Raw genomic sequence first — 26,609 nt, 5'->3', positions numbered from 1 at the left:
TGAAGTAATCAGGAGTCTTTTCTTATCCAGTAGCCATCCTCTGATTTTTCATACTTGTTTTTGACTGCGCTCCAAGCCACCTTATGAGCTGTTTCTTCTTTTTTATATTCATTAAGAGCTGAATTGAATGCTTCTTTATAGATTTCCTGACCATGGTGGGGGAGATTATCTTTAACTCCTTCAGGCAAATCCTTTAATGAATCATAAGGCATTTACATGCACCTCCTTGACCTATGATTTCCCACGCAATGCTCAAAGTAAACCATGAAAATGAGAATGAAGATTGTAAAATAAGAGCGAAAAATTTCACATTCGTCGTTTAACTTGCTATCATTAAGGAGAAATTAAAAGATGGGCAGAAAAACCTTATTTAAATTAATTATTATTTAATATTGACTAAAAATAAGGTCTGTACTATAATTACCCATGTAAATAAATCATGTTTTTGGAGGGATTTTCACCTATGGCAGAACGTATGGTAGCAAAACAAGCACCTCGATTTGAAATGGATGCAGTATTACCAAATAAAGAATTTGGCAAAGTAAGTTTAGAAGAGAACATGAAGAACGACAAATGGACAGTTCTTTACTTCTACCCAATGGACTTCACTTTTGTATGTCCAACAGAAATTACTTCTCTAAGCGATCGTTTTGATGAGTTTGAAGACCTTGATGCTGAAGTTATCGGTGCTTCTACGGATACTATTCACACTCATAAAGCTTGGATCAACACGCCTCGTGACATGAATGGTCTTGGAGAGTTGAAATATGCTCTAGCTGCAGATACAAACCACACAGTAGCTCGCGACTATGGTGTACTAATCGAAGAAGAAGGTGTTGCTCTTCGTGGATTGTTCATTATTTCTCCAGAAGGTGAATTAATGTACTCTGTTGTTAACCATAACAACATTGGTCGTGATGTGGATGAAACATTACGTGTACTCCAAGCGCTTCAAACAGGCGGACTCTGCCCGGCAAACTGGAAGCCAGGTCAAAAGACTTTATAAGTTTAATAAACAAAAAGGATAACCCAAGACATGTTCTTGGGTTATTTTTATAGGATTGATTCGGAGTTAAGAGGTTTCCATTACAAATGAAAATACATAAGATGCTGTAAGCTATAATTGATAAAAGTATGGTAAAATAAGGCTATATCTTATCGTAAGGGAAATGGAGTGAGGCCTTTGAAGAAGCAATTTGCTGTCATTGGTTTAGGACGTTTTGGCGGAAGTATGTGTAAAGCTTTATCTGATCAAGGTATGGAAGTCTTGGCGATTGACGTGGATGAAGACCGCGTGAATGAGTTTTCTAACATTGTCACTCATGCTGTGATTGCAGATTCTACAGATGAAGGTGTCCTAAAAAGTCTTGGGATCAGAAACTTCCAGCATGTAGTAGTGGCAATCGGCGACAATATACAAAACAGTATTCTAACGACTCTTATCTTAAAAGAACTTGGCGTAGCCAAAATCACGGTTAAAGCGCAAAATGATTACCACGAGAAAGTTCTTCGGAAAATTGGTGCGGATAAAATCATTCACCCTGAACGTGACATGGGAGTGCGAATCGCTCATCAGATCGTCTCAAGCAACGTTTTAGATTATTTAGAGCTTTCTGATGAACATAGTATTGTAGAATTAATCGCCTCAAAGAAGATGGATGGAAAATCTCTTATTGAGCTTGATATCCGTGCAAGATTCGGGTGTAACGTAGTAGCTGTTAAAAGAGGCAAAGACATCTTTGTTTCACCACAAGCGGATGTATCCATACAGCACGGGGATATCCTAATCGTCATTGGTGGAGATAAAGATATTAATCGGCTGGAAAAACATATGGCTAATGAAGAATAAAAAAACCGTTTCCCTTCTTAAAAAAGGGTAACGGTTTTTGTTTTTTATATTTCCATGATGATCGGTAAGATCATCGGGCGTCTTTTCGTTTTCTCGTATAAAAACGGTGCCAACGTATCTGTGATTTCATTTTTAATTTCGGACCATTGAGTCGTTCTTTTTTCGTTCATGATGTTTTGAAGATGCTTGCTTAATAAGCTTTGTGCATCATGAATAAGGTCACCTGACTCCCGCATGTATACGAAGCCACGCGATATAATATCAGGTCCAGCTTCAATTCTAAATTCTTTCATGTCCATACTCACTACAACCACTACAAGACCTTCCTCAGATAAAATCTTTCGGTCTCGAAGTACGATGTTCCCGATATCACCAATACCGCTTCCATCTACATAAACGGAACCGGAAGGAATCTTTCCGGCAATCATAGCTTCGTTTTGGGAGAGAGCAAGTACTTCACCGTTATCCATAATAAAGGAATTCTGTGTCGGCACATCACAATCTGCGGCAAGCTTCGTATGCATTTTTAACATGCGATATTCACCGTGAATCGGCAAAAAGTATTTAGGTTTCATCAGACGCAGCATTAATTTTTGTTCCTGTTGACCACCGTGGCCGGATGTATGAATATCATTTAACGAACCATGAATGACTTCAGCTCCAGCACGATATAATTGATTGATGGTTCGGCTTACACTAAGCGCGTTTCCTGGAATAGGTGAAGAAGAGAACACAACGGTATCTCCAGGGATAATTTGAATCTGACGGTGAGTGCTGTTTGCTATCCTTGATAGTGCTGCCATAGGCTCACCTTGGCTTCCTGTGCATAGAATCGTTACTTGATTATCAGGAAGCTTATTAATTTGATTTGCATCTACAAAAGTGTTCTTTGGAGCTTTAATAAATCCAAGCTCTTGACCGACAGTAATGGCAGAATCCATGCTCCGGCCGAATACTGCAATTTTTCTGTTATTGGCTACAGATGCTTCAACGACTTGCTGCAATCGGTGAATGTTAGAGGCAAATGTCGCGAAAATAACACGGCCTTCCATTTTTCTAAAGATATCCTGAATACTTTCTCCTACACGTCTTTCAGATAAAGTAAATCCAGGAACTTCACTATTGGTACTGTCAGATAGTAAACAAAGTACGCCTTCTTTTCCGATCTCTGCCATCTTCGTTAAGTTAGCTGGTTCACCAACAGGTGTAAAATCGAACTTAAAGTCTCCCGTGTGTACGATGTTTCCTGGAGGTGTTTTCACAACTAGCCCGTATGAATCGGGGATGCTGTGTGTGGTTCGGAAAAAGCTGACAGAAGTCTTTCTGAACTTAATTACATCATCTTCTGTTATTTCGTGAAGCTGTGCACGGCGAAGTAATCCGTGTTCTTCTAACTTATTTTTGATCAAGGCAAGTGCAAGCTTTCCTCCATAAATCGGAATATTAACCTGTCTCAACAAATAGGGAATACCGCCTATATGGTCTTCGTGTCCATGGGTGATAAATAATCCTTTAATCTTATCTTCGTTCTTTACGAGATAGGTGTAATCGGGAATAACGTAATCAATTCCTAACAGCTCATCTTCTGGAAACTTAATTCCGGCATCGATAAGAATGATCTCATCTTGAAATTGAACGGCATACGTATTCTTGCCGATTTCCCCTAGACCACCGAGGGCGAAAACGGCGGCTTGATGGTTTTTAACAAATTTCATATGTTACACATTCTCCAATTCCAATGAATTCGTATCTTTTTCATACTCAAGAAAATTACCGTTAATTTCTTGTATGTATTCAATGTTGTACTTGCGATCAGCGAGTTTTATACGAACGTCATTTATCGTTTTTGCCTCAACATATACGGTTTGTGTGTGTTCGCGAATAGGAACCTCAGTTAGGCTTTTTTGAAAAAATACTTTAAAAATCATGCTTCATGTCTCCTTACCCGTCTGTAGTATTTGAGTATCTTCGTTCTATTATAAAGGAAAGCGACATGTTTTTCATGTATTTTTCATAACGCAACTTTAGTCGTCATAAAAGATAAGAAAAATATTAACTATTAAGAGAGAGTTGAATCCCTTATAATACTCTATATCTCTTTAAATTAATGCATAATCAATTTTCCATTATTATTTTGCTGTCTTACCCATTTTCTAAGCTTTTTTAATAGACGTAATCTCTTTTTCATTTATTCCCCTCCGTTCTAGTTTTTAGTACATAGTATGTGTAAAACAAAAGGGATTTTGAGAGGGAAATTGTGGTTATGTGCTTGTCGTGTCTAAACGGTTGTTTCAGCATTTCATTGTCCAGCTTCAACAACCAGACACTCGAGGTCACAACGTTTTTTCGCACGACACAAAAAGCGTGTTGCACTCAAAAACTTTTGTGCTTGTCGTGTCTACCCGGTTGTTTCAGCATTTCATTGTCCAGCTTCAACAACCAGACACTCGAGGTCACAACGTTTTTTCGCACGACACAAAAAGCGTGTTGCACTCAAAAACTTTTGTGCTTGTCATGTCTATCCGGTTGTTTCAGCATTTCATAGGAGGTCACATGAAACTTTATTCTGCTCTTTTTATTTTAAGCCTGATTTGGGGTATGTCTTTTTTATTCATTAAAGTACTGCTGAATGTCTTTGATCCGTGGCAGATTGTTTTTATACGGTGTGTGCTCGGTATACTTACGATACTTCCTCTTTTTCTTTTAACTAAGCAAAAAGTACATTGGAAAGTCCTTCCCATAAAAGCATTAGTGATCGTTGGTCTATTGAATGCAGGTATCCCTTGGGGACTGATTGCATGGAGTGAGACTTTTTTAGATAGTGGTTATACAGCGATTCTAAACGCTACAACACCGATCTGGACGGCAATGATGGGTGTGTTGTTTTTTTCTGTAAAAATGCAATGGAAACAATGGTTTGGAGTAATGGTAGGATTTGTTGGCATTATTTTTTTAATGGATGCCGATGCTCCTGGGTTAAGTCAGAAAGAACTGATTTTAGGTATCTTTTTAATGCTGATTGCGACATGCTGTTACGGATATAGTTCACAATTTGCAAAAAAACATCTTCAAGAGACGACGGTTTGGATAACAGCATCTACGACTCTGATTGTAGGTTCATTGCTGAGCGCGTTAATAATGAGTTTTTCAGGTGGGTGGCAATTGCCTGAACGTGCCTTAGAAAGTAATGTAATCTTACCACTCATCGGTTTAGGGGTGTTCGGTTCAGGTTTAGCTTATCTTATGTATTATTATATGATTTCTGCGGGTTCGGCTGAGTTTGCTACATTAGTTACCTATTTAGTTCCAGTGTCAGCTGTGATATGGGGAAGTGTGCTGCTGCAAGAACAGATTCCTCCTATTGCTTTTCTAGGTCTGTTTCTTATTTTTCTAGGGGTATATTTAACGGGAAGAAAAAAACGTACAAGAGCAGTAAAGATATGAACTGCACCCCGTCAAGTAGACAGTTGAAATAATAAAAACAGCTTAAGCGGCGTTAGTCCTGTATTCCAAGGGGCTAAGGCCGTTTAATCGTTTTTGATATCTCTTATGATTATAAAAATATATGTACTCATCAATGGCCCCAGAAAGTTCATCAAACGTGTCATATTTATCCAGGTAATATTTTTCGCTTTTCAATGTTCCCCAAAAGGATTCCATTGGACCATTGTCAATACATCTTCCGACTCGGGACATACTTTGAGTCATCTGTGCATTATCTATTCTTCGTTTAAAACCTAAGTGAGTGTACTGGAATCCTCGGTCGCTATGGATGAGTGGACGAGCTCCATCTAAAAGGGCTGTAGCCAGATCCAGTGTTTCAAACACTAGTTTATTGTTGTTTGAATGTCCCAAAACGTAGCTGACAATGGATCCATCATATAAGTCTCGAATTGCACTCAAATAAGCCTTCTTGGCCACTCCATACTTAAATTCAGTGACATCCGTAACCCACTTCTCATTTGGCTTTTTAGCTTGAAATTCACGGTTCAACACATTTTCTGCGACGTGTTGAGGGGTGGATTGTTTGTAACGTTTCTTCTTTTTCCTTATGACACTTTGAATGCCGGCAATCTTCATCAGCCTATAAATTCGTTTAAGATTGAAACTCTTTCCTAACCTACGGTTTAAAGTCATCGTGATCCGGCGGTAGCCATAAATTCCTTTAACCTCCTGATGAAGTGACTTTATTTCTTTTATAAGCTCCTCATTCTGGCGTTGACGCACGGTGGGTGTTCGTTTCAGCCATTTATAATACGCGGACCTAGCTATGCCTGCAATTTTACAAAGTAAGATAACAGGGAACTCCTTCTGATGAAGTTCCTGAATGGCAATATATTTCTCCTCAAGGCGTATCTGGCTTATCTGCGCCTCCTTTCGATTTCTTCTAACTTTTTTAGGAATGCGTTTTCTGCACGTAAACGTTCGTTTTCTCTCTCAATTTTTTGCATCTCTAATTTCATTTTCTGCTCTGCAGAGAGTTCAACTTCTTCCTTTTTCCTCCCTCGCTTATCTCTAAGGGCTTCTTCACCGCCATTCTCATACTTTTTAACCCATTGGTATACTTGTTGGTAAGAGACCTTGAAGGTCTCAGCTGCCGTCTGATAATCTTTCCCGTTCTCAATGCAATAAAATACGATTTCTATCCGTTCATTCAAAGTAGTGTTTCTGCCTTTAGTCATAGTAGTTGTCCTTCCTTTGGAAGTATCCTTTAATTCTCTATGACTAGTATACTTTTTAATCCACTTACGAAGGAGGGTTGTACTAGAAATTTCATAATTTCTGGTAACCTCACTGTAGGAATAGTCCCCGCTAAGATAGTCCTGAACTGCCGCAAGTTTAAGTTCCTTAGAATACTTCTTCCAGGAAGAGGATACATTTAATCCTGCTACTCCGTGTTTTTCATATCTATAGACCCAATTATTAATTGTCCCTTGAGATACTGTGTATTTGAATACCAGTTCTGAAAGGGTATGACTTCCGTTTTTCATTGCCTCTATGACTTTAATTTTATTTTGGAGGGAATGTGCCTTTTTTGACATAATAAATACTCCCCTTAAAGTAAACAGATTTTTATTTTTTAATCTGTCTACCTTTAGGGGAGCATATCAATACCTCATAATCGAACAGCTTAGGGGATTAAAAGCACTTCAATTAAAAAGAAGTGCTTTTTTATATAAAAAAAAGCTGACCTTAACAGACAAACTTGTTAAGACCAGCTAATTATAGTTGTTTACCTATGTGTTACTAAGTCCGAAGGTGGGGTGAAAGGCTGTTTTTTATCTATTCGATCATAAAACATGATGCCATCTAAGTGATCCATTTCATGCTGAAAACAAATGCTTGGCAACCCTTTAAGTTTTAATTGTACTTCCGAACCATCAGGCGTATACCCTTTAACCGTAATCTTCGCATAACGGGGAACTAACCCTGGAACATCTCTATCCACAGACAGACATCCTTCACCTCCATCCAAGTAGGTCATTTGAACAGAATGGCTTATCATTTTCGGATTTAATAAAGCATAGCTGAATAATTTTCCGTTCTCATCTCTAACATGGACAGCGAATATACGTTTTGATACTCCAATTTGTGGAGCGGCTAAACCGATTCCAGCTCTTAGTTGATATTTTTGTGAAACGATGGGGTCCTGACTGTTTATGACAAATTCGAGTAGTTCGTTTGCAATCTTTACATCTTCTTTAGAGAAAGGTAAGGGTACTTCTTCTGCTTTCTGTCGAAGAATAGGTTGACCTTCCTTCACAATGTTTTTCATTGTTAACACAAGCAAAACCTCCGTGCATCTATCTGCCTATAAGATAAATTTCTTCTTATCATAACATAGAGGAAAATTAATAAAAAAGAACAGATATAAAAATTTTTATATCTTTTTCAAAAGCATACCTTGTTAAATTACATCTTTTTTACTACCTTTTTATCTTTGATACTGTCCACTAATACAGAAGTCCTTTTTTTATGAAACAGTTTTATCCAAGAGGTTTGTAGGTAATAGTAAGCAAAGGCTGCAAAATGAAAGAGAACTATATTCAGTCTATGGATTGACTGAGTTTGGCAGCTGGTGTAAACTAATTTACGTAAAAAGGATTATTGTGTTACTCTATATACATATTGAAGTAATACAGCTAGGATGCCACATCATGGTTTAGCTCTTTAGTTCAAGGGAAAACTTGAATGGGGACACACAGGCACGCCTGAAAGCCTTTAATAATAATATACCTGTCTTAAAAATGGGGTACATTGGGCAACCTGTTAAATATGTGCATGTTTTTAAGATAAGGGAAAATTGACTGGGTAAAAGAAAGGAAGAGGTGACTTTTCATGACGAAAACAATTGATGCTGTTCAAGATCAATTTGAAACGTTTCAGATTCTTTCTGAAGATGGAGAAGTAGTTAATGAATCAGCAATGCCTGAATTGTCTGATGAGCAACTGCAAGAATTAATGCGCCGTATGGTTTACACTCGTATTTGGGATCAGCGTGCTATCTCATTAAACAGACAAGGACGTCTAGGTTTCTATGCACCTGTAGCAGGCCAAGAAGCTTCTATGCTAGGAACGCAATTTGCTTTAGACAAAGAGGATTGGATTCTTCCAGGATACCGTGATATTCCTCAAATCGTATTCCACGGACTACCTTTATATCAAGCTTTCTTATATTCTCGCGGACATTTCCAAGGTGGACAAATCCCTGAGGGCGTTAACGTATTAATGCCGCAAATCATCATCGGTGCTCAAATTATTCAAGCAGCTGGTGTTGGATTTGGTTTGAAGAAAAACGGTAAAAAGAATGTTTGTATTACTTATACTGGTGATGGTGGAGCTTCTCAAGGGGACTTCTATGAAGGTTTGAACTTTGCAGGTGCTTACCAAGCAAATACGATTTTTGTCGTTCAGAACAACCGTTTTGCCATCTCTGTTCCAGTTGAAAAGCAATCTGCTGCAAAAACAATTGCACAAAAAGCAGTTGCTGCCGGTATTGAAGGCATTCAAGTTGATGGAATGGATGTACTTGCTGTTTATGCGGCTACACAACAAGCTCGTGAACGTGCAATTGAAGGCGACGGTCCAACATTAATTGAAACACTTACTTACCGTTATGGTCCGCATACAATGGCAGGTGACGACCCAACTCGTTACCGTACGAAAGAATTGGATGACGAGTGGGAAAAGAAAGATCCTTTAGTTCGTTTCCGTAAATTCTTAGAAAAGAAAAAACTTTGGTCTGAGGATCAAGAACAAAAGGTCGTTGATGAAGCGAAGGAAGATATAAAAGCGGCAATTAAAAAAGCGGATGGAGCTCCAAAACAAAAAGTTACAGATCTTATTAACTTTATGTTTGAAGAACTGCCATACAACTTGCGTGAACAATTAGAAGAATATACAGCAAAGGAGTCGAAATAATATGGCTCAAATGACCATGATTCAAGCAATTACAGACGCAATGCGCAATGAATTGAAAAACAATGAAAATGTGCTTGTTTTTGGTGAAGATGTAGGTCAAAACGGAGGGGTTTTCCGTGCGACTGAAGGCCTTCAAAAAGAATTTGGTGAAGACCGTGTATTTGACACCCCACTTGCAGAGTCTGGAATTGGGGGACTTGCATTAGGTCTTGGGCTTACTGGCTTCCGTCCAGTAATGGAAATCCAGTTCTTCGGATTTGTTTTTGAAGTAATGGATTCTGTTGTTGCTCAAATGGCTCGTATGCGTTACCGTTCTGGCGGAGTGTATAACTCACCAGTTACAATCCGTTCTCCATTCGGCGGCGGAGTTAAAACGCCTGAATTGCATGCAGATAACCTTGAAGGGTTAATGTATCAATCGCCAGGCATTAAAGTAGTTATTCCTGCAACGCCTTATGATGCAAAAGGGCTGTTAATCTCTGCAATACGTGATAATGACCCGGTTGTTTACTTAGAGCACATGAAGCTGTACCGTTCTTTCAGAGGCGAAGTGCCAGAGGAAGAGTACACAATTGAAATCGGTAAAGCTGACGTGAAACGTGAAGGTAAAGACATTTCAATCATCACGTACGGTGCGATGGTACACGCTTCTTTAAAAGCTGCTGAAGAGTTAGAAAAAGACGGGATCTCTGCAGAAGTTATTGACCTTCGTACGATAAGCCCGCTTGATATTGATACGATTATTGCATCAGTCGAAAAAACAGGTCGAGCAATCGTTGTGCAAGAAGCACAAAAACAAGCTGGGATCGGAGCTTTCGTTGTAGCAGAAATCAATGACCGTGCAATCCTTAGTTTGGAAGCACCAGTATTGCGTGTAGCTGCACCAGATACTGTATTCCCATTCGCATCTGCAGAAGATGTTTGGATTCCAGATCATCGTGATATTGTAGAGAAAGCAAAGAAAGTCTACAATTTCTAAAAAATACATGAATGGTAGCTGAAAGGGGAGTCAACTTTTGACTGTTTCTTTCAGCCTTTTCACATCAATGACAAAATAGATTGAACAAATTAGGAGGCGTTAATCGTGGCATTTGAATTTAAGCTTCCCGATATTGGTGAAGGAATTCACGAAGGTGAGATTGTAAAGTGGTTTGTTAAAGCAGGGGACACTGTTAAAGAAGACGATATTCTGCTTGAAGTACAAAACGACAAAGCCGTAGTAGAAATTCCATCTCCAGTAGACGGTAAAATTTTAGAAGTAAAAGTAGATGAAGGAACAGTTTCAATTGTTGGAGATGTTCTTGTAACGATCGAAGCAGAAGGTGAAATTCCTGCAGACGCTCATGGCGGAAGTGATGAAGCACCAGAACAGCCTAAAGCAGAAGAAGAAAAAGAAGTAACTGCTGAACAAGCAAAAGAAACGGAGCATTCTGAAGACAAAAAAGAAGCGTCTCAAGATAAAAAAGAAGAAACAAAAGAAGAGCCGGCTGATGACACAAAACGTGTAATTGCAATGCCTTCTGTTCGTAAATACGCTCGTGAAAAAGAAGTGGATATCCGTAAAGTACAAGGTTCTGGAGATAACGGCCGTGTATTAAAAGAAGATATCGATAAATTTGTAAGCGGCGGTGGAGAAGCACCAGCTGAAGCACCAAAAGCAGCTGAAGAAGCTCCAAAAGCCGAAGCGAAGAAGGAAGCTCCAAAAGCAATTCCAGCTGGAGAAATGGAAACGCGTGAAAAGATCAAAGGAATCCGAAAAGCGATCTCTAAAGCGATGGTTAACTCCAAACATACAGCTCCACATGTTACACTTATGGATGAAGTGGACGTTACTGATCTTGTTGCTCACCGTAAGAAGTTCAAACAAGTTGCAATGGATAAAGGCATCAAGCTTACTTATCTTCCATATGTGGTAAAAGCATTAACTTCTGCACTTCGTGAGTTCCCAGTGCTTAACGCATCAATCGATGATGCGAACGAAGAAATTGTGTACAAGCACTATTACAATATCGGAATTGCTGCAGATACAGATAACGGATTAATGGTTCCAGTAGTTAAAGAAGCAGATCGCAAGTCTATCTTTAAAATCTCTTCTGAAATCAATGAACTAGCTACTAAGGCACGAGAAGGCAAGCTTTCAGGCGAAGAAATGAAGGGCGGATCTTGTACGATTACAAACATCGGTTCTGCAGGCGGACAATGGTTCACTCCAGTAATCAACCACCCGGAAGTAGCTATTCTAGGAATCGGCCGTATCGCTGAAAAAGCAGTTGTTAAAGATGGAGAAGTTGTTGTTGCACCAGTATTAGCTCTTTCTCTAAGCTTTGATCACCGTCTGATCGATGGTGCGACTGCACAAAATGCATTGAATCACATTAAGCGTTTATTGAACGATCCACAACTATTAGTAATGGAGGCGTAATTCGATGGTAGTAGGAGATTTTCCAATTGAGTTAGATACACTTGTCATTGGTTCAGGTCCTGGGGGTTATGTAGCCGCAATCCGAGCTGCACAATTAGGACAAAAAGTGGCGATTGCGGAAAAGGCAGAAATGGGCGGCGTTTGCTTAAATGTTGGATGTATTCCATCTAAAGCTCTTATCAATGCAGGTCACCGTGTAGAACACGCTAATCACTCAGAAGATATGGGGATTACGGTTGATAATGTAACGGTTGATTTCAGCAAAGTTCAAGATTGGAAAGCAGGCATCGTTAAGAAGCTTACAGGCGGTGTTGAAGGACTTTTAAAAGGAAATAAAGTTGAAATCATCCGTGGTGAAGCTTATTTCGTAAATGAAAATACAGTACGTATCATGGACGAGAAAAACTCTCAAACCTATACGTTCAAAAATGCAATCATCGCAACGGGATCCCGTCCGATTGAAATCCCTGGTTTCAAATGGAGTGACCGCATCATTTCTTCTACAGGAGCTCTTGCTCTTACAGAAGTACCTAAAAAGATGGTCGTTATCGGCGGCGGTTACATCGGTATGGAACTTGGAACAGCTTATGCTAACTTTGGTACGGAAGTAACCATCCTAGAAGGAAGCAAGCAAATTCTTCCTGGTTTTGAAAAGCAAATGAGCCAAGTTGTTTCGAAGCGCTTAAAGAAAAAAGGCAACGTAGAAGTATTTACTGAAGCTATGGCTAAAGGCGTTGAAGAAACAAAAGACGGTGTTACAGTAACGGCTGAGATCAAAGGTGAGTCAAAGACATTTGAAGCTGACTATGTTCTTGTAACGGTTGGCCGTCGTCCAAACACAGAAGAGCTTGGACTTGAGCAAGTTGGTGTTGAGATGTCTGAGCGCGGTTTAATCAAAATTAACAAAAAAGCTCAAACAAACATCAGCGGCATCTATGCAATTGGGGATATCGTTGAAGGGCCAGCTTTGGCGCATAAAGCTTCCTATGAAGGTAAGATCGCTGCCGAAGTAATCAGTGGACATGCTTCAGAAATCGATTATATGGCGATTCCTGCTGTAGTCTTTACAGATCCTGAACTTGCTACAGTAGGACACGATGAAAAATCTGCTAAAGAAGCAGGATTTGAAGTAGCTGTTTCTAAATTCCCATTTGCTGCTAACGGAAGAGCTCTATCCATGAACGAAACAGATGGCTTCATGAAGCTGATCACTCGTAAAGAAGATGGACTTGTTCTTGGAGCGCAAATTGCAGGTGGAAACGCCTCTGATATGATTGCTGAATTAGGTCTTGCTATTGAAGCAGGAATGACTGCTGAAGATATCGCAATGACAATTCATGCACATCCAACATTTGGAGAAATTGCAATGGAAGCTGCTGAAGTAGCTATCGGATTACCAGTTCACATTGTAAAATAAATTTTAAAACCCCCGTTTAGGCCATTCATCACGGCCTAAACGGGGGTTTTTTGTTTGTTCATATATTTGATATATGTTCATAACCTTTATTAATAACATGTACATGGAGGGCAACATGAACATATTTTTTTCAATCTTCATACAAACCATCATGTGGGTTGGATATTCGCTAGTGCTGTATCTCTCACATCATGACCATACATTTTATGAAACCGTTTTATTGATCATGTTCTTTTACTTTAATTTTCTCTTATCTACCAGGTTGATTCCAAATAGAACAATTGCCGTAAACATCACCATTCTTATAACCATGTTCTATGTTGCTCTAAGATTCCTGATTTAAGCCGATGTCTTATCGTTTTATTTTTTCTTCAGAAAGTGCTTTGTTTAGTGAAACCATCATTAAGATCATGACAAAAGCAAAAGGAAAAGCGGCGATAATTGATGCAGTCTGTAAAGCCTCCAAGCCTCCTGAATATAACAAAATCGCTGCAGCTGCTGAGATAACCATTCCCCAAATAAATTTAGTCATCGACGATGGATTTAAGCGTCCATGTCGTGTCTGCATGCCAAGTACGAACGTAGCTGAATCTGCAGAAGTGATAAAGAACGTACTGATTAAGAAAATAGCCAATATGGACATGATCGTACCAAATGGAAGGTTCTCAAACAGAGCGAATAATGCCACTTCTGTACCTTTATCAGCAATGATTTTGTTTAACCCAACATCATTGAATATTTCGAGATGCAATGCTGCTCCTCCGAAAATAGAAAACCACAATGCTCCAAAAAGGGTTGGTACAAGCAGTACGCCTAGAATGAATTCTCGAATGGTTCTTCCTTTTGAAACACGGGCGATAAAGGTGCCAACAAACGGTGCCCAAGCAATCCACCATGCCCAATAGAAAACGGTCCAACCTTGTATCCAGCCGGCTTCTTTAGGCTGAAACGGACTAAGTTTCAAACTCATGCTTGGCAAGTATTGTAGATAGTTCCCTAAAGATTGAACAAATACGTCCATTATAAAGTTTGTAGAGGAAGCGAAAAGTAAGAACATCATTAATAAAAATGCAATTCCAATGTTAAGATTGCTCAAATATTTTATGCCTTTATTGAGACCGGTTTGGGCAGATAGTGTAAACAGAACGGTTACTATGGCTATGATGGTAAGTTGTGTTGTGAAATTATTCGAAATATCCGTTAAATACGCAACACCTCCGCTTATTTGCACCGCTCCTAATCCGAGAGAAGTAGCAACCCCAAAGATCGTTGCAAAAACAGCAACTATATCTATTGTCTTACCAATGGGTCCTTCCACTTTATCACCTAACAAAGGGGTAAAGATCGAACTGATTAACCCTGGAGAACCTTTTCTGAATTTGAAATAAGCTAAGGAGAGACCTATGAGCGTATAAATAGCCCAGGGATGAAGTCCCCAATGGAAGAAGCTGTACCGAAGAGCGGCTTGTGCAGAAGCTGCATTCCCTCCTTCTCCTGATGGAGGTGCGTAAAAGTGGCTGATTGGCTCGGCTACGCCCCAAAATACTAAACCAATACCCATACCTGCACTAAATAACATGCCAAACCATGTAACGGTATGATAATCAGGTTTGTCATCTGGCTCGCCGAGTTTAATTTTTCCATATTTACTGAATGCTAAGTAAAGTACGAAGATTAAAAAACTTGTAGCTGATAATAAGTAAAACCAGCCGAATTTTTCTTGTAAGAAAGTCTGGACAGTTGTAGCTCTGTCTTTGAATTCGGCAGGAAAGAGAAACCCTATTACAATAAAAACGATCGAGATAAGCAGTGAAACGATAAAAACAGTGTTAGATTGTTTTTTCATTTCTTCACATCCTTTCTAGATATGTATTCTTTTTATTTTCCCCTAAGGTCCCGAAAGTTTACATTTTAGTTGAAATAAAAAAAGAAGTCCAATCATATGATTGGACTTCTCCTTGGAATATCTTATTTTTTGGGGTAATAATACATCACTCTTCCGTTAAAAAGATGAAGTTCACCTTTTAATTTGGTGGCCAAAAACTTACAATATTCATTTGCTTTTCCTTTATCTCCATGGGTGGAGATTTCAGTAAGGGATACTTGAATATAGGATGATTCATTTCTTTGTGATTCTGAGTCAATCTCTTCTCGATTTTCAGTTCCCACTCCAATTAAAATATATCTGTTTTTTTTAGGATCGGTGCCCTTTAAATAGAACCAATTTCCTTCAGATTCGTCTCCTTCTTCAATCGTATATGGAAACGCAGCCTCCGAATATCCCCAAGATAGCTGTTCGCCCGTTTTCGAGGTTATTGTTTTGTAATACAGAAGTAAGTCCTTAACCTCTTCAACGGTGATGCTTTGTTTTTCAGATGCAGGAACAAGCTTTATATAAGCATTTACGGACATTAACACTCACTCCAGTTAGTCATTTTTACAGATATGTATACATACAATAGTTTATCATATTTTAAAAAGATTTTGACAATTTCGGTTTAAGTTTTCAATTTTTAGGGAATTGCTCTTACACTCAATACGCACTTAATCAGTATTTATCATCCATTTGTGGCAGTGAATACGAAACCTTAATCGGTGAACATTTTTATCATACGAGGAGGGATAACATGGAATGGTTTGAAAAATTATATGATGAGAGTGAGTCCGTGAATGTTAGGTTTGTGGGGTTTACAACAGATACAGTCCGGTATGATTTTGGAATTGTATACACAAATATGTTTTTCGGAAAACCTTTAGTCGTCTGTATGCAAACAGGAAGGTCTGCGTTGCTTGATTCGAATGATATGAGAAACTTGGAATACATTAAACAAGTATTTAAAATAAAAAGCTTGAAAGAAGCGGAAGATCTCGCGCTTTTTTTTGAAGAAGCAGTTCCCCATATCCCTGTCATCGAGCAGTATGATTAATGAGCATATTTTTTTAATGTGTCATACTAAAAGGGTTGACAAACTAAATGTGACATAATATTATACAGATATAAACGTAAGCGCTTACAAGTGCGAAGGGAGATGGGACGGATGGGAGTAATCATTTGCCAAACGTGTGAAACAACAATCGAACATTTTGAAGAGGAAAAGGTAACAACTTTGTACTCAAAAACGTGTCCTCATTGCCAAGAACAAGCGAAATTAGATAAAAAATAGAAAGAAGGCCTATTATAAATAGGCCTTCTTTTTTTTGGGATTAATGCATTACCTAGCGGATGGCTACTTGTTCTTGTATGACTTTTAAATAATTTATATCAGCATCTTCTGGGCCTTGTACAGGTAATCCAGCTTCAAGATTCTCTTTTATATAAGCTAAGTTTTCATTCGTTATAATTTCGCCGGGGATAAAGATTGGAATCCCTGGAGGATACACCATAACAAATTCAGCAATAATTCTGCCTGCTGACTCTTCAAAAGGGACGCTTTCTGTATTTGCATAAAAGGCATCACGTGGTGATAGAGCAAGTACTGGAATTTCAGGAACGTGAACGGGCAGTGATTTAATCTCGCCTACTTTAACCGAACTCTTCTCTTTTGATAATTCTGTTAACGCGTGAACAAGCATCATCGTGTCTTTCTCATGATCCGCAGTCGTAATAAGACACAAAATGTTATACAGATCAGATAATTCAACTTCGATGTTATATTTTTCGCGAAGCCACGTTTCTACTTCATAGCCAGTAATCCCAAGGTCTTTTACAGAAATGAGCAGTTTAGAAGGATCGTAATCAAATGTTGCAGAAGAAGCGAGTTTTTCTTCACCAACACAGTAGAGGTTAGGAATCTCGTTGATCCTTGCTCTTGTTTCGTTAGCAAGTCGTATCGTTTTTTCGATTAACGTATATCCTTCAGTTGCAAGCCGTCTACGTGCTGCATCTAATGAAGCTAATAGAATATAAGATGTTGATGTCGTTGTCATCATACTTAAGATCGTTTGGACTCGTTCTGGCGAGACAAGACCTTCTTTTACATTTAAAATAGAACTACCAGTCAATGATCCGCCAAGTTTGTGAACGCTTGTAGCAGCCATGTCTGCACCAGCTTGCATCGCAGACAAAGGCATATGATCATGAAAATGAATCAATACCCCATGGGCTTCATCCACAAGAACGGGAACGTTAAAGCGATGAGCAACATTCACGATTCCTTTTAAATCTGCTGCGAACCCAAAGTAAGTAGGGTTGATTACAAGTACGGCTTTTGTATCCGGATGCTGGTTCAATGCTTTTTCAACACTATCAGGTGTAATTCCATGAGAGATCCCTAACTCCGGATCGATTTCCGGATGAATAAAGATTGGAGTTGCTCCAGAAAAAACAATAGCAGTCATAATGGATTTATGAACATTTCTTGGTACTAGAATTTTGTCACCAGGTGAAACAACCGACATAATCATCGTCATAATAGCGCCACTTGTTCCTTGAACGGAAAAGAATGTGTGATCAGCACCAAATGCTTGGGCAGCCAAATCTTGAGCCTTCTTAATCATCCCTTTTGGATGGTGAAGGTCGTCAAGCGGTGTAATGTTAATAAGGTCGATCGAAAGGGCATTAGACCCAATAAAATCTTTAAATTCTTCATCCATCCCTTGGCCTTTTTTGTGACCGGGTATGTGAAATTGTAATGGGTTTTTGTTCGCATGTTCCCGCAAACCAGTAAATAAAGGAGTTTCATGTTGAGACAATTTATACTACACCTCATCATTCGTGAACTAAAAGTTGTGGTCTATAATTTATAAAACAAAAGAAGTATAACAGAAAATGCATGAAGATGTAAGCAAATGATTTAATTTTCAAGGAGGATTGTTTCGTGATGAAAACACGAGTAACAACTTTGTTAAATATTGAACTTCCTATCATACAAGGAGGTCTTGCGTATTTAGCTTATGCTGAACTGGCTTCTGCTGTTTCAAATGCTGGCGGTTTAGGCCAGATAACAGCAATGTCATTGCCAAGTAGTGATGCACTTCGAGCTGAAATCAGAAAAACAAAAAACCTGACTTCTCGGCCATTCGGCGTTAATTTCGCAATTGGTCAACATGGACGATCCTACGAAGAACAACTTGAAACAGCCATTGAAGAAGGAGTTGAAGTGATAAGTATTACAGGTGGTAATCCAGCTCCTGTGTTAAAACGGTTAGAATCAACTTCCATTAAGAAACTTGTTCTTGTCGCCAGTAAAAGACAAGCGGTAAAGGCCGAACAATTAGGTGCAGATGCTGTCATGGTCGTTGGTCAAGAAGGTGGAGGCCATATTGGAAAAGAGGACACGGGCACGATCGTTTTGATTCCTCAAGTAGCTGAAAGTTTGTCCATTCCTGTAATCGGTTCAGGGGGTATTGGAGATGGAAAAGGGCTGATGGCCGCTCTGGCTCTTGGTGCTGAAGGCATTGAGATGGGAACGAGGTTTATTGCTACGAAAGAATGCGTTCATGCTCACCCTCTCTATAAACAAATGATTGTTGACAGTACAGAGAACGATACGGTCGTTATAAAGAAACAGTTAGGCATGCCGGGGAGAACGCTAAATACACCGTTCGCGCTAAAGATTATTAAGGAAGAGAAGCAAAATCCTACATATGAGAATTTAAAGAATTATATTAGTGGAGACGCGAATAAGAAATTCATATATGAAGGGAAGGAAGATCAAGGTTTTGGCTGGGCTGGTCAAGTAGCAGGAAGGATTAATGATATCGTTTCAGTTGAAGAGTTGTTTCAGCAGATAAAGAAAGAGGTAAGTATTGTTCAGCTGAGATGGAATGGCCTTTTTTAACACTTTTCTAACAATAGTGATACACACCCATACAATTATGTATTACGGCAATATACTAGTGGTAAGAAGCAGTGAATTCTCTGCTTCCTGCCACTTTTTTATTAAAGGTTATTCTTTAAATGATAAAGAGGTAATAGAGTTTTAAATGTTTCATCAATTCGATGGAACCAATCATTTTCAGACATTGAGACTGCCTCGTTCTTGCTGACGCGGATTCCACAAAGTAATTCTGCTTTCTTAACCGTAGAAAGGCGGGTAGCCATTTCTTCCAGTTTGTTTTTTTTAACGTCTCGATGCTGGTAGCTTTCTGGTTTTGTATGATCCTCTGACCAAACATAATCATCGGGTATTTCTTTTTTAATCTTCTTTACGTTCTTTAAGAACGCTTTCCCGTATAAATCTTTCATTGGTGCTTCATAAATCAGAGCAAACCAGACAAAAACGTGGGTCTCAAACAATCCTATCTGAAAATGAGGCAGCATTTTGTACCCTCGTTTACTTGGGGCAAACGCAACCCAAGTGTCATTAGGTGGATTAACGGTTCGTCTAGCATGTTTTGCAACGTGATAGTGCATTTCTTCTCCAGTTAATCCTGTTAGTTCATCAGCATATTTATTGCCAAGAGCTTCTAACTTCGGTCGTATTACTTCAATGATTTGATCCATACGCTGTTCTAAACCTTGAGTTTGAAACACTTTAAAATCTTGTTCTGTAAATCCATTAAAAACCATGAATGTTCCTCCTGATTAAACGATACGAAAATATTAACATACTGTTCCCTCTAATTAAAAAAGTTTGCATTAGAATCCGCAAAGTGCCGTTTCACTATACATTAGTCATTCATAAAATAAGTAAAAGATGAAAACGAAAAAAGAAAGGATGTGCCGGCGAAATGAAACAAGTAATGAATACTTTAAAAAGAACGGATGCAGAAAGAAGAATCCCTGTATTAAAATTAGAGATTGATTATGAGTTAGCTACATTGTTTGATGCTTTAAAAGCGAAAGATCAAAAACAGATTAATGATTCAAAACGTAAACTCGAACGATTACGGCTGGAGCTCGTGAGACTAGAAGCATGATAAAAAGAAATAGCGGGTAGCAAAAACGAATCCATCATGAACGGATGGTTCGTTTTTTTGTGAAGAAGATGATTTTGACATATACTAAAATAAAGAAAGGTGAGGGGTGAGAATATGAACTATGAAGAGTGGTATAAAATAGAAAAACTCGCTAAATCTTGGACGTTAGAGGCTGCTCAATTATTAAAGGACTCGTTCCAAAATTCTTTATCAATTACATATAAATCACATATTTCGGACTTAGTAACGAATATGGATAAAAATATTGAAAAGTTTTTTATTGAAAAAATTCAGAAGACCTTTCCCCATCACAAAGTACTTGGTGAAGAAGGCTATGGCGATGAAATTTACGATAATGCCGGGATAATTTGGATTATTGATCCGATCGACGGAACGACTAACTTTATCCACCAGCAATCCAACTTTGCGATCTCAGTCGGAATTTATGAAGATGGGATAGGAAAGATAGGAATTATATACGATGTAGCTGCAGATGATTTTTATTTTGCGAAAGTCGGCGAAGGGGCTTTCTTAAATAACAGTAAACTGAATACGTTGGAAAAGGTTACTCTGACAGAGGCTGTTGTAGGGATTAACGCAACATGGGTAGGTCCAAATAAACGAGTTAACCACGAAAATGTACAAAATATCGTTAAACAATCAAGAGGTACGCGATCATACGGCTCTGCCGCAATCGAACTCGCCTTTGTGGCAGCAGGGAAAATCGATGCATATATGACGATGAGACTTTCTCCATGGGATTTTGCAGCAGGTCTTATTCTGTTGAATGAGGTCGGAGGAGTCGTAACGAAAACAAATGGAGAACCGATTTCAATTCTTGAACAAAATAGCATTCTGGCTGCAAAACCTGGATTACATGAAGAAATGCTGGAGCATTTATCGAAGTAAAGCAAGAGAGAGCATTCTTCATGAACGCTCTCTTTGTTTTTTCTTTAAAGAAAATCCGTACCCCATTAATATGAAAACAGAAATGATGGATATGATAAATAGTGACCAGCTTTTTTCGCTGATTGCAACACCAATAGCACTGATCGCTAAGGCTGTAAGTATGGCAATTAATAAGAAAACAAGTTTCATGATGACCTCCAAAATTAAAAATCAAGTCCTATTTCCATATAAGTGTATCGAATTTACATAAAAAGAAAAAGCCTTTAAATAAATTTGTGATATAATAGTCAAGTTGAACAAAAAAGATTAGGAAAAAGAGATAGGATATAAGGAGAGAATAATTTTGAATAGAAGAGATGATTTACGTAATATAGCAATTATTGCCCACGTTGACCATGGTAAAACAACGCTAGTAGATAAGTTGCTTCATCAGTCAGGGACATTCCGTGACAACGAACAAGTCAACGAACGTGCGATGGATTCCAATGCTTTGGAACGTGAGCGCGGGATTACAATTTTAGCTAAGAATACTGCCATTAATTACAATGAAAAACGCATAAATATCATGGATACACCTGGACACGCCGATTTTGGTGGAGAAGTAGAACGTATTATGAAAATGGTTGACGGTGTGTTACTCGTTGTAGATGCTTATGAGGGTTGTATGCCTCAAACTCGTTTCGTGTTGAAAAAAGCACTCGAACAAAAGCTAACACCAATCGTTGTCGTAAATAAGATTGACCGTGATTTCGCTCGCCCTGAAGAAGTAGTAGATGAAGTTATCGATCTATTTATTGAATTAGGTGCAGAAGAAGATCAACTTGAATTCCCAGTTGTATATGCATCAGCACTAAAAGGGACAGCAAGTATGGACCCAAGCAAGCAAGATGATGACATGACAGCTTTACTTGACACGATTATTGATACTATTCCAGCGCCTGAAGATAACAGCGAAGAGCCGCTTCAATTCCAAGTTACGATGCTTGATTATAATGACTATCTTGGCCGTATTGGTATCGGGCGTGTTTTCCGTGGAACGATTAAGGTCGGTCAGCAAGTATCACTTATGAAACTTGATGGATCAATGAAAAAGTTTCGTGTTACAAAACTTTTCGGTTTCTTAGGACTTAAACGTATCGAAATTACAGAAGCAAAAGCTGGAGATCTTATCGCCGTCTCTGGAATGGAAGAAATCAACGTTGGTGAAACCGTTTGTCCAGACGGTCAAGAAGAAGCATTACCGATTCTTCGTATTGATGAGCCAACACTAAAGATGACTTTCCTTGTTAACAATTCACCATTTGCTGGCCGTGAAGGAAAATTTGTTACGAGCCGTAAAATCGAAGAGCGTTTGATGGCTGAATTAGAAACGGATGTAAGTTTGCGCGTTGAAAATACAGACTCTCCAGACGTTTGGACCGTTTCAGGCCGTGGTGAACTTCATCTATCGATCTTAATTGAAAACCTTCGTCGTGAAGGCTTCGAACTTCAAGTATCAAAGCCTGAAGTAATTGTTCGTGAAATTGATGGAGTGAAGTGTGAGCCAGTAGAACACGTGCAGATCGATATTCCTGAAGAGTACACAGGTTCAATCATGGAATCCTTAGGAGACCGTAAAGGTGAAATGAAGAACATGGTCAACAATGGTTCAGGTCAAGTTCGTCTTGAATTCATGGTTCCAGCTCGTGGACTAATCGGTTATACTACGGAGTTCTTAACACAAACTCGTGGTTATGGTATCTTAAACCATACTTTCGATAGCTACCAGCCTATGGTTGCAGGTAATGTTGGTGGTCGCCGTCAAGGTGTATTAGTATCTATGGAAAACGGTAAAGCTTCTCAATACGGAATCATGGGTGTTGAAGACCGCGGGACGATTTTTATTGAACCTGGAACAGAAGTTTACACAGGTATGATCGTTGGGGAGCATACTCGTGAGAACGATATTACGGTTAACATCGTTAAAGTGAAACAGATGACAAATATGCGTTCAGCGAATAAAGATCAAACAGTAAGTATGAAAAAGCCTCGTATCATGTCGCTTGAAGAAGCGCTTGAATATTTGAATGATGACGAATATTGCGAAGTAACACCAGAAAGCATCCGTCTTCGTAAAAAAGTATTAGATAAGAACGAACGTGAAAGAGTAGAGAAGAAAAAGAAACTTGCTCAAGGCTAAACTTCTTTTCTAATAAGCGGGAGTGGGAATCGTGAAAGAAACAGAAATCATGGAAGCGACAGGGGAAAATTCATCTTCAATGGCTCTTTTGTTAGGCATTGAAAATGACCCTGTCAGAGCTTTCTTGTTGCTTTATTTAATCATAACGATGCTTAGTATTATTGTTTTTAAATTAGGATTTGCTAAAAAGCTGCCTCCATTGAAAACGGTTGTGATCTATTTGTTTTTGATCATCGGGTGTATGCCATTGGCGTTTTTCGGGATCGGACTTCCTGTTGCTGAAGGGTTGATTGTAGCTGCACTTATCTTAATCATATACAAAGTCAGATTGCACCAAAGCAAAAAAGAAAATAGCTAATAGGGGGTTTCTCTATTGAAGCTCGTTGATGCTCTTTCGAATTGGTTAAGCATTAAAAAAGTATACGAAGAACGCCCCCACGACTTAGCAGCTAAGGATACTTTTGAATTCTTTAGTGAGATTTTGAAAGATGATCATCATGTTGAAAAGATCTCTGTCACCATTCAGGGGCCATTTTATATGGTGGCGTTTGAAGTAGACGGAAATGAAGAGTCAGAGAGATTCTTTGTGGATATGGTTGATGCTCTATATGAAGGTATTCAAAATGAACCTAGATTTAACGAGGAGTGCTGATTTTAATCAGCGCTCCTTTTTTTGTTTATTTTTAATACGTAATAGGCGATCAAACAAGCATATAATAAGTGACCAATAAACCATAGGATAAACGGAAGAAGTAAAGGAGGGAAAAAAGGCTTAGTAACGGCAAAGTTGTAGAGTGGAAAGAAGGTTAAAGCCATTATACTGTTAATCATAATCGCTACGATGTAAGGCCGTTTGTACCCCTTCTGATACATACGATCAACAAAAGCTATAAGTATAACGGAAATGACGATATGCAGCACAAACTGCAAAGGAGCTGAAAAAATAATTTCACGAGGCAGCGGTAAAAAATCGATGTTTACTAAGAAAGTATATAGACGTATGCTCCATACTTTTTCAAGTATAAAAAAAAAACAAGCCAGCAAGGTGCCGGCTATACTTCCAAAAAACACCCATTGATATAATCGGTTACCAATCATTGTTTGTATCAGGACTTCTGTAAAGTGTAAAATTTCCAGTTGCTTCCCGCTGTGCCGTTTTTCTTGTAATCCTTTCTCTGCATGGTTCGCACATAAAGGTGTGTATTGGTCTGTTTCTTAATTTCTTCGCTAGTGTACATTCATTTTCAATGGTTTCAATATTATCACATAATACGCATTTTACACGCATCCTCATTCACCTCTTTTTCCTAGTATACCATAAAGAAAATTGGAGTATAAATGAAAGCCCCGTACGTCATAAATTGTGACATACGGGGCAATGTGTTAGCTTTCTTTTAATCGTTGTGGCTGATCTTTTTCAGCCTTCTCTTGTTTTTTCTGGTTATCTTTTAGTTCCCGTTCTTCTTTTTCAGAAAGCTGGCTGTTATTTGTTTCAGTAGGAGATGGTTTTTTCGTCTGGATGCTGTGCGGAACTTGTGGCATTAAACGGCCAACGATGGCAGACAATTCTTTCGCAATTCCAGCTATAGGATGACCCTGGCGAATCTGTCTGCCCATTTGGCGCAATCTTTCTACAGTATCTGGATCAGCTGTTACTACAGCGTTTCTTCCATTTGGATCAGATTTGAGGGCTTCTGCTACCGAGTACTTAATAGAACCTACTCGTGAATTATCAAGTTGGCGATCAACGTCGATTCCTACAACTGCATATGGTCCTAAAACGACAGCTGTTGCATCTTCAACACCTGGAATTCCTGTTGAGAGCCTTACAAGATGTTTAGAAATTTCTTGTGATCCTTTCGGCTGATCAGGTTTTTTACTATTAGCGGTTTGATTTACTTTTGTAAGTCGAGGTGTATTCTCGTCCTTTTGAGCATTTTTATCATTATTATTCATACAGCCGCCGAACAAAATAAAAAGGGCACTTAAAACGGCAACCATTCGGAATGCTTTCATCGGTATCAATCCTTCCAAGTCATTTCCGTTATTTTTTGTACATTCTTCTAACTTTATTCCTTCACACATACATTTTTAATAGGCAGTCCATAAAAAAGCACAAATAGTTAATGGATTACATTTAAGTCAGGAGGCTGAATGTTGAATAAACGATACGTCCTTGATACGAACGTACTGTTGCAGGATCCTTATTCGATACAATCATTTGGAGATAGTGAAGTAATCATACCAGCTGTTGTGTTAGAAGAAGTGGATTCCAAAAAACGCTACATGGACGAAATAGGCAGAAACGCAAGGGAAGTCTCTCGTTTAATTGATCGCGTGAGACAAAATGGAAAACTACATCAAGGTGTTCCTCTTGAAAACGGAGGCAAACTTCGGGTTGAACTAAACCATAAGTCCTTTCAAAGACTTCAAGAAACATTTGTTGAACAGACGAACGACAATCGTATACTTGCCGTCACCTTAAATTTGAAATTGGAAGAAGAAGCTAAAAAAAGCGGTGTGAAGGTGATCTTAGTATCAAAAGATGTACTTGTTCGCGTAAAAGCTGATGCACTTGGCATAGAGGCTGAAGATTTTTTGAGTGACCGAGTAATTGATACGAATGATCAAACGTATACAGGTTATAAAGAAATATATGTTCAAGGTGATCTTCTCAACAAATTTTATGAAAAAAATGAACTGCAGCTCATTGAGTTAAAAGGTCATTCTTTTTTTCCCCACCAATTTGTGATCTTAAAAGATGTTTTTAGATCATCTGTTTCAGCGTTAGGTAAAGTGGATGAATCGGGGAAAGCACTTAAGCCGCTGCGCTATGATTCTGAACATATATGGGGAATAAGGGCAAGAAATGTGCAACAAAAAATGGCTTTTGACCTCTTGCTTCGAAAAGATATTCCACTCGTTACGCTCATTGGAAAGGCGGGAACAGGTAAGACATTAATCACGCTAGCAGCTGCACTTCTGCAGACAGAGGACCTTAAAGATTATATTAAATTATTTATCGCACGTCCGATCGTTCCTGTTGGAAAAGATATTGGCTACTTGCCTGGGGAAAAAGAAGAGAAATTAAAGCCGTGGATGCAGCCTGTTTATGATAACCTTGAATATTTATTTAATACGAAAAAACAAGGTGAACTGGAGAAAATCTTAGCTGGTATTGGTTCTATCCATGTTGAGGCATTGACATATATAAGAGGCAGGAGTTTACCGGATCAGTTTATTATTATCGATGAAGCGCAAAACTTAACGAAGCATGAGGTGAAGACCATTCTGACTAGAGTCGGGGAAGGAAGTAAGATTGTTCTGCTCGGAGATCCGCAACAGATCGATCATCCTTACTTAGACGAGTTTACGAATGGATTAACGTATGTTGTTGAAAAATTTAAAGACCAAGCCTTGAGTGGCCACGTTAGGCTTGAAAAAGGAGAGCGTTCTTCTCTTGCGCAGATTGCTGCAGATCTATTATAGAATCCATCTAATTCTTCGAGAGTTAGCGGTTAATGTCCGCTCCAGGAGTCACTTTCCGCGG

29 protein-coding genes are annotated in these 26,609 nt (G+C 38.8%); 16 read left to right on the top strand and 13 right to left on the bottom strand.

Annotation, left to right across the window (positions count from 1 at the left end; all coding sequences use genetic code 11):
* Positions 1-8: 8 nt before the first annotated feature.
* Positions 9-212, bottom strand: a complete 204-nt coding sequence (locus KUV80_RS06355; protein ID WP_222461810.1) for a ChaB family protein — start codon at positions 210-212, stop codon at positions 9-11.
* 251 nt (positions 213-463) lie between these two features.
* Here KUV80_RS06355 and KUV80_RS06350 point away from each other — a divergent pair, with 251 nt between their 5' ends.
* Positions 464-1,006 (top strand): peroxiredoxin, encoded by a 543-nt coding sequence (locus KUV80_RS06350; protein ID WP_222461809.1) that lies wholly within the window; start codon positions 464-466, stop codon positions 1,004-1,006.
* Between the two features lie 177 nt (positions 1,007-1,183).
* A complete protein-coding gene (locus KUV80_RS06345; protein ID WP_222461808.1) occupies positions 1,184-1,849 on the top strand; it encodes a potassium channel family protein in 666 nt (221 codons plus the stop codon).
* Positions 1,850-1,893: 44 nt separating this feature from the next.
* On the opposite strand, the gene rnjA is transcribed toward KUV80_RS06345, so the two are convergent.
* Together rnjA and KUV80_RS06335 are read right to left on the bottom strand one after the other, a co-directional pair.
* On the bottom strand, positions 1,894-3,564 hold the full coding sequence (gene rnjA / locus KUV80_RS06340; RefSeq protein ID WP_222461807.1) for a ribonuclease J1: 1,671 nt from the start codon (positions 3,562-3,564) through the stop codon (positions 1,894-1,896).
* A gap of 3 nt (positions 3,565-3,567) precedes the next feature.
* Positions 3,568-3,777, bottom strand: coding sequence for a DNA-dependent RNA polymerase subunit epsilon (locus tag KUV80_RS06335; RefSeq protein WP_222461806.1), 210 nt, complete (start codon positions 3,775-3,777; stop codon positions 3,568-3,570).
* 625 nt (positions 3,778-4,402) lie between these two features.
* On the opposite strand from KUV80_RS06335, the gene KUV80_RS06330 reads away from it, so the two are divergent.
* A complete protein-coding gene (locus tag KUV80_RS06330; protein WP_222461805.1) occupies positions 4,403-5,293 on the top strand; it encodes a DMT family transporter in 891 nt (296 codons plus the stop codon).
* A 42-nt stretch (positions 5,294-5,335) separates the two neighbouring features.
* Here the strand turns inward: KUV80_RS06330 and KUV80_RS06325 are convergent.
* Positions 5,336-6,891 (bottom strand): IS3 family transposase gene (locus KUV80_RS06325; protein WP_222461804.1). Its coding sequence is split into 2 segments (ribosomal slippage): positions 5,336-6,249 and positions 6,249-6,891, totalling 1,557 coding nucleotides; the frame shifts between segments, so codons are not numbered across the junction.
* Between the two features lie 191 nt (positions 6,892-7,082).
* Positions 7,083-7,634, bottom strand: coding sequence for a peptide deformylase (def, locus tag KUV80_RS06320; protein ID WP_222461803.1), 552 nt, complete (start codon positions 7,632-7,634; stop codon positions 7,083-7,085).
* A 554-nt stretch (positions 7,635-8,188) separates the two neighbouring features.
* Here def and pdhA point away from each other — a divergent pair.
* From pdhA to lpdA, 4 genes are all read left to right on the top strand, one after another.
* A complete protein-coding gene (gene pdhA, locus KUV80_RS06315) occupies positions 8,189-9,271 on the top strand; it encodes a pyruvate dehydrogenase (acetyl-transferring) E1 component subunit alpha (RefSeq protein ID WP_222461802.1) in 1,083 nt (360 codons plus the stop codon).
* Position 9,272: 1 nt separating this feature from the next.
* The gene (locus tag KUV80_RS06310; protein WP_222461801.1) at positions 9,273-10,250 is read left to right on the top strand and encodes an alpha-ketoacid dehydrogenase subunit beta; all 978 of its coding nucleotides are present in this window, start codon (positions 9,273-9,275) and stop codon (positions 10,248-10,250) included.
* 105 nt (positions 10,251-10,355) lie between these two features.
* Positions 10,356-11,693, top strand: a complete 1,338-nt coding sequence (locus KUV80_RS06305) for a dihydrolipoamide acetyltransferase family protein (protein ID WP_222461800.1) — start codon at positions 10,356-10,358, stop codon at positions 11,691-11,693.
* Positions 11,694-11,697: 4 nt separating this feature from the next.
* Positions 11,698-13,110, top strand: coding sequence for a dihydrolipoyl dehydrogenase (lpdA, locus tag KUV80_RS06300; RefSeq protein WP_222461799.1), 1,413 nt, complete (start codon positions 11,698-11,700; stop codon positions 13,108-13,110).
* Between the two features lie 352 nt (positions 13,111-13,462).
* Here the strand turns inward: lpdA and KUV80_RS06295 are convergent, their stop codons facing one another.
* Positions 13,463-14,956: a glycine betaine uptake BCCT transporter gene (locus KUV80_RS06295; protein WP_222461798.1), complete on the bottom strand. Its 1,494-nt coding sequence runs from the start codon at positions 14,954-14,956 to the stop codon at positions 13,463-13,465.
* Positions 14,957-15,078: 122 nt separating this feature from the next.
* The gene (locus tag KUV80_RS06290; RefSeq protein ID WP_222461797.1) at positions 15,079-15,522 is read right to left on the bottom strand and encodes a DUF1885 family protein; all 444 of its coding nucleotides are present in this window, start codon (positions 15,520-15,522) and stop codon (positions 15,079-15,081) included.
* Between the two features lie 215 nt (positions 15,523-15,737).
* On the opposite strand from KUV80_RS06290, the gene KUV80_RS06285 reads away from it, so the two are divergent.
* Positions 15,738-16,037, top strand: coding sequence for a DUF3055 domain-containing protein (locus tag KUV80_RS06285; RefSeq protein ID WP_222461796.1), 300 nt, complete (start codon positions 15,738-15,740; stop codon positions 16,035-16,037).
* Between the two features lie 111 nt (positions 16,038-16,148).
* The gene (locus tag KUV80_RS06280; protein WP_222461795.1) at positions 16,149-16,274 is read left to right on the top strand and encodes a GapA-binding peptide SR1P; all 126 of its coding nucleotides are present in this window, start codon (positions 16,149-16,151) and stop codon (positions 16,272-16,274) included.
* Between the two features lie 52 nt (positions 16,275-16,326).
* Here KUV80_RS06280 and KUV80_RS06275 read toward each other — a convergent pair whose 3' ends face one another.
* Positions 16,327-17,802 carry an aminotransferase class I/II-fold pyridoxal phosphate-dependent enzyme gene (locus KUV80_RS06275; protein ID WP_222461794.1) on the bottom strand — a complete coding sequence of 492 codons (1,476 nt, stop codon included), beginning with the start codon at positions 17,800-17,802 and terminating at the stop codon, positions 16,327-16,329.
* A gap of 128 nt (positions 17,803-17,930) precedes the next feature.
* On the opposite strand from KUV80_RS06275, the gene KUV80_RS06270 reads away from it, so the two are divergent.
* Positions 17,931-18,890, top strand: a complete 960-nt coding sequence (locus KUV80_RS06270; protein WP_222462273.1) for an NAD(P)H-dependent flavin oxidoreductase — start codon at positions 17,931-17,933, stop codon at positions 18,888-18,890.
* A gap of 101 nt (positions 18,891-18,991) precedes the next feature.
* Here KUV80_RS06270 and KUV80_RS06265 read toward each other — a convergent pair whose 3' ends face one another.
* Complete coding sequence (locus KUV80_RS06265) at positions 18,992-19,621, bottom strand: YktB family protein (RefSeq protein WP_222461793.1); 630 nt, start codon at positions 19,619-19,621, stop codon at positions 18,992-18,994.
* 161 nt (positions 19,622-19,782) lie between these two features.
* On the opposite strand from KUV80_RS06265, the gene KUV80_RS06260 reads away from it, so the two are divergent.
* Together KUV80_RS06260 and KUV80_RS06255 are read left to right on the top strand one after the other, a co-directional pair.
* Positions 19,783-19,971 (top strand): hypothetical protein, encoded by a 189-nt coding sequence (locus tag KUV80_RS06260; RefSeq protein WP_222461792.1) that lies wholly within the window; start codon positions 19,783-19,785, stop codon positions 19,969-19,971.
* A gap of 114 nt (positions 19,972-20,085) precedes the next feature.
* On the top strand, positions 20,086-20,880 hold the full coding sequence (locus KUV80_RS06255; RefSeq protein ID WP_222461791.1) for an inositol monophosphatase family protein: 795 nt from the start codon (positions 20,086-20,088) through the stop codon (positions 20,878-20,880).
* Between the two features lie 18 nt (positions 20,881-20,898).
* On the opposite strand, the gene KUV80_RS06250 is transcribed toward KUV80_RS06255, so the two are convergent.
* Entirely contained in the window at positions 20,899-21,069 is a 171-nt protein-coding gene (locus KUV80_RS06250) for a DUF5325 family protein (RefSeq protein ID WP_222461790.1), read from the bottom strand.
* 154 nt (positions 21,070-21,223) lie between these two features.
* Here KUV80_RS06250 and typA point away from each other — a divergent pair, with 154 nt between their 5' ends.
* From typA to KUV80_RS06235, 3 genes are all read left to right on the top strand, one after another.
* Positions 21,224-23,059 (top strand): translational GTPase TypA, encoded by a 1,836-nt coding sequence (gene typA, locus KUV80_RS06245; RefSeq protein WP_222461789.1) that lies wholly within the window; start codon positions 21,224-21,226, stop codon positions 23,057-23,059.
* 79 nt (positions 23,060-23,138) lie between these two features.
* The gene (locus KUV80_RS06240) at positions 23,139-23,417 is read left to right on the top strand and encodes a YlaH-like family protein (protein ID WP_246625112.1); all 279 of its coding nucleotides are present in this window, start codon (positions 23,139-23,141) and stop codon (positions 23,415-23,417) included.
* A gap of 15 nt (positions 23,418-23,432) precedes the next feature.
* Positions 23,433-23,711, top strand: coding sequence for a hypothetical protein (locus KUV80_RS06235; protein ID WP_222461788.1), 279 nt, complete (start codon positions 23,433-23,435; stop codon positions 23,709-23,711).
* 2 nt (positions 23,712-23,713) lie between these two features.
* On the opposite strand, the gene KUV80_RS06230 is transcribed toward KUV80_RS06235, so the two are convergent.
* From KUV80_RS06230 to KUV80_RS06220, 3 genes are all read right to left on the bottom strand, one after another.
* Positions 23,714-24,157: a hypothetical protein gene (locus KUV80_RS06230; RefSeq protein WP_222461787.1), complete on the bottom strand. Its 444-nt coding sequence runs from the start codon at positions 24,155-24,157 to the stop codon at positions 23,714-23,716.
* On the bottom strand, positions 24,147-24,347 hold the full coding sequence (locus tag KUV80_RS06225) for a YlaI family protein (protein ID WP_222461786.1): 201 nt from the start codon (positions 24,345-24,347) through the stop codon (positions 24,147-24,149). Before KUV80_RS06225 ends, KUV80_RS06230 begins: the two co-directional genes overlap by 11 nt.
* 95 nt (positions 24,348-24,442) lie before the next feature.
* Entirely contained in the window at positions 24,443-25,075 is a 633-nt protein-coding gene (locus tag KUV80_RS06220; RefSeq protein WP_222461785.1) for a YhcN/YlaJ family sporulation lipoprotein, read from the bottom strand.
* Between the two features lie 138 nt (positions 25,076-25,213).
* Between KUV80_RS06220 and KUV80_RS06215 the strand changes: the two genes are divergently transcribed.
* Positions 25,214-26,548, top strand: coding sequence for a PhoH family protein (locus KUV80_RS06215; RefSeq protein WP_222461784.1), 1,335 nt, complete (start codon positions 25,214-25,216; stop codon positions 26,546-26,548).
* Positions 26,549-26,609 lie beyond the last annotated feature (61 nt).

Source organism: Fictibacillus nanhaiensis (assembly GCF_019801215.1).
GTDB classification, from domain to species: domain Bacteria; phylum Bacillota; class Bacilli; order Bacillales; family Fictibacillaceae; genus Fictibacillus; species Fictibacillus nanhaiensis_C.
The sequence above is the reverse complement of the archived record's forward strand: the minus strand, read 5'-3'. Positions and strand labels throughout refer to the sequence as shown.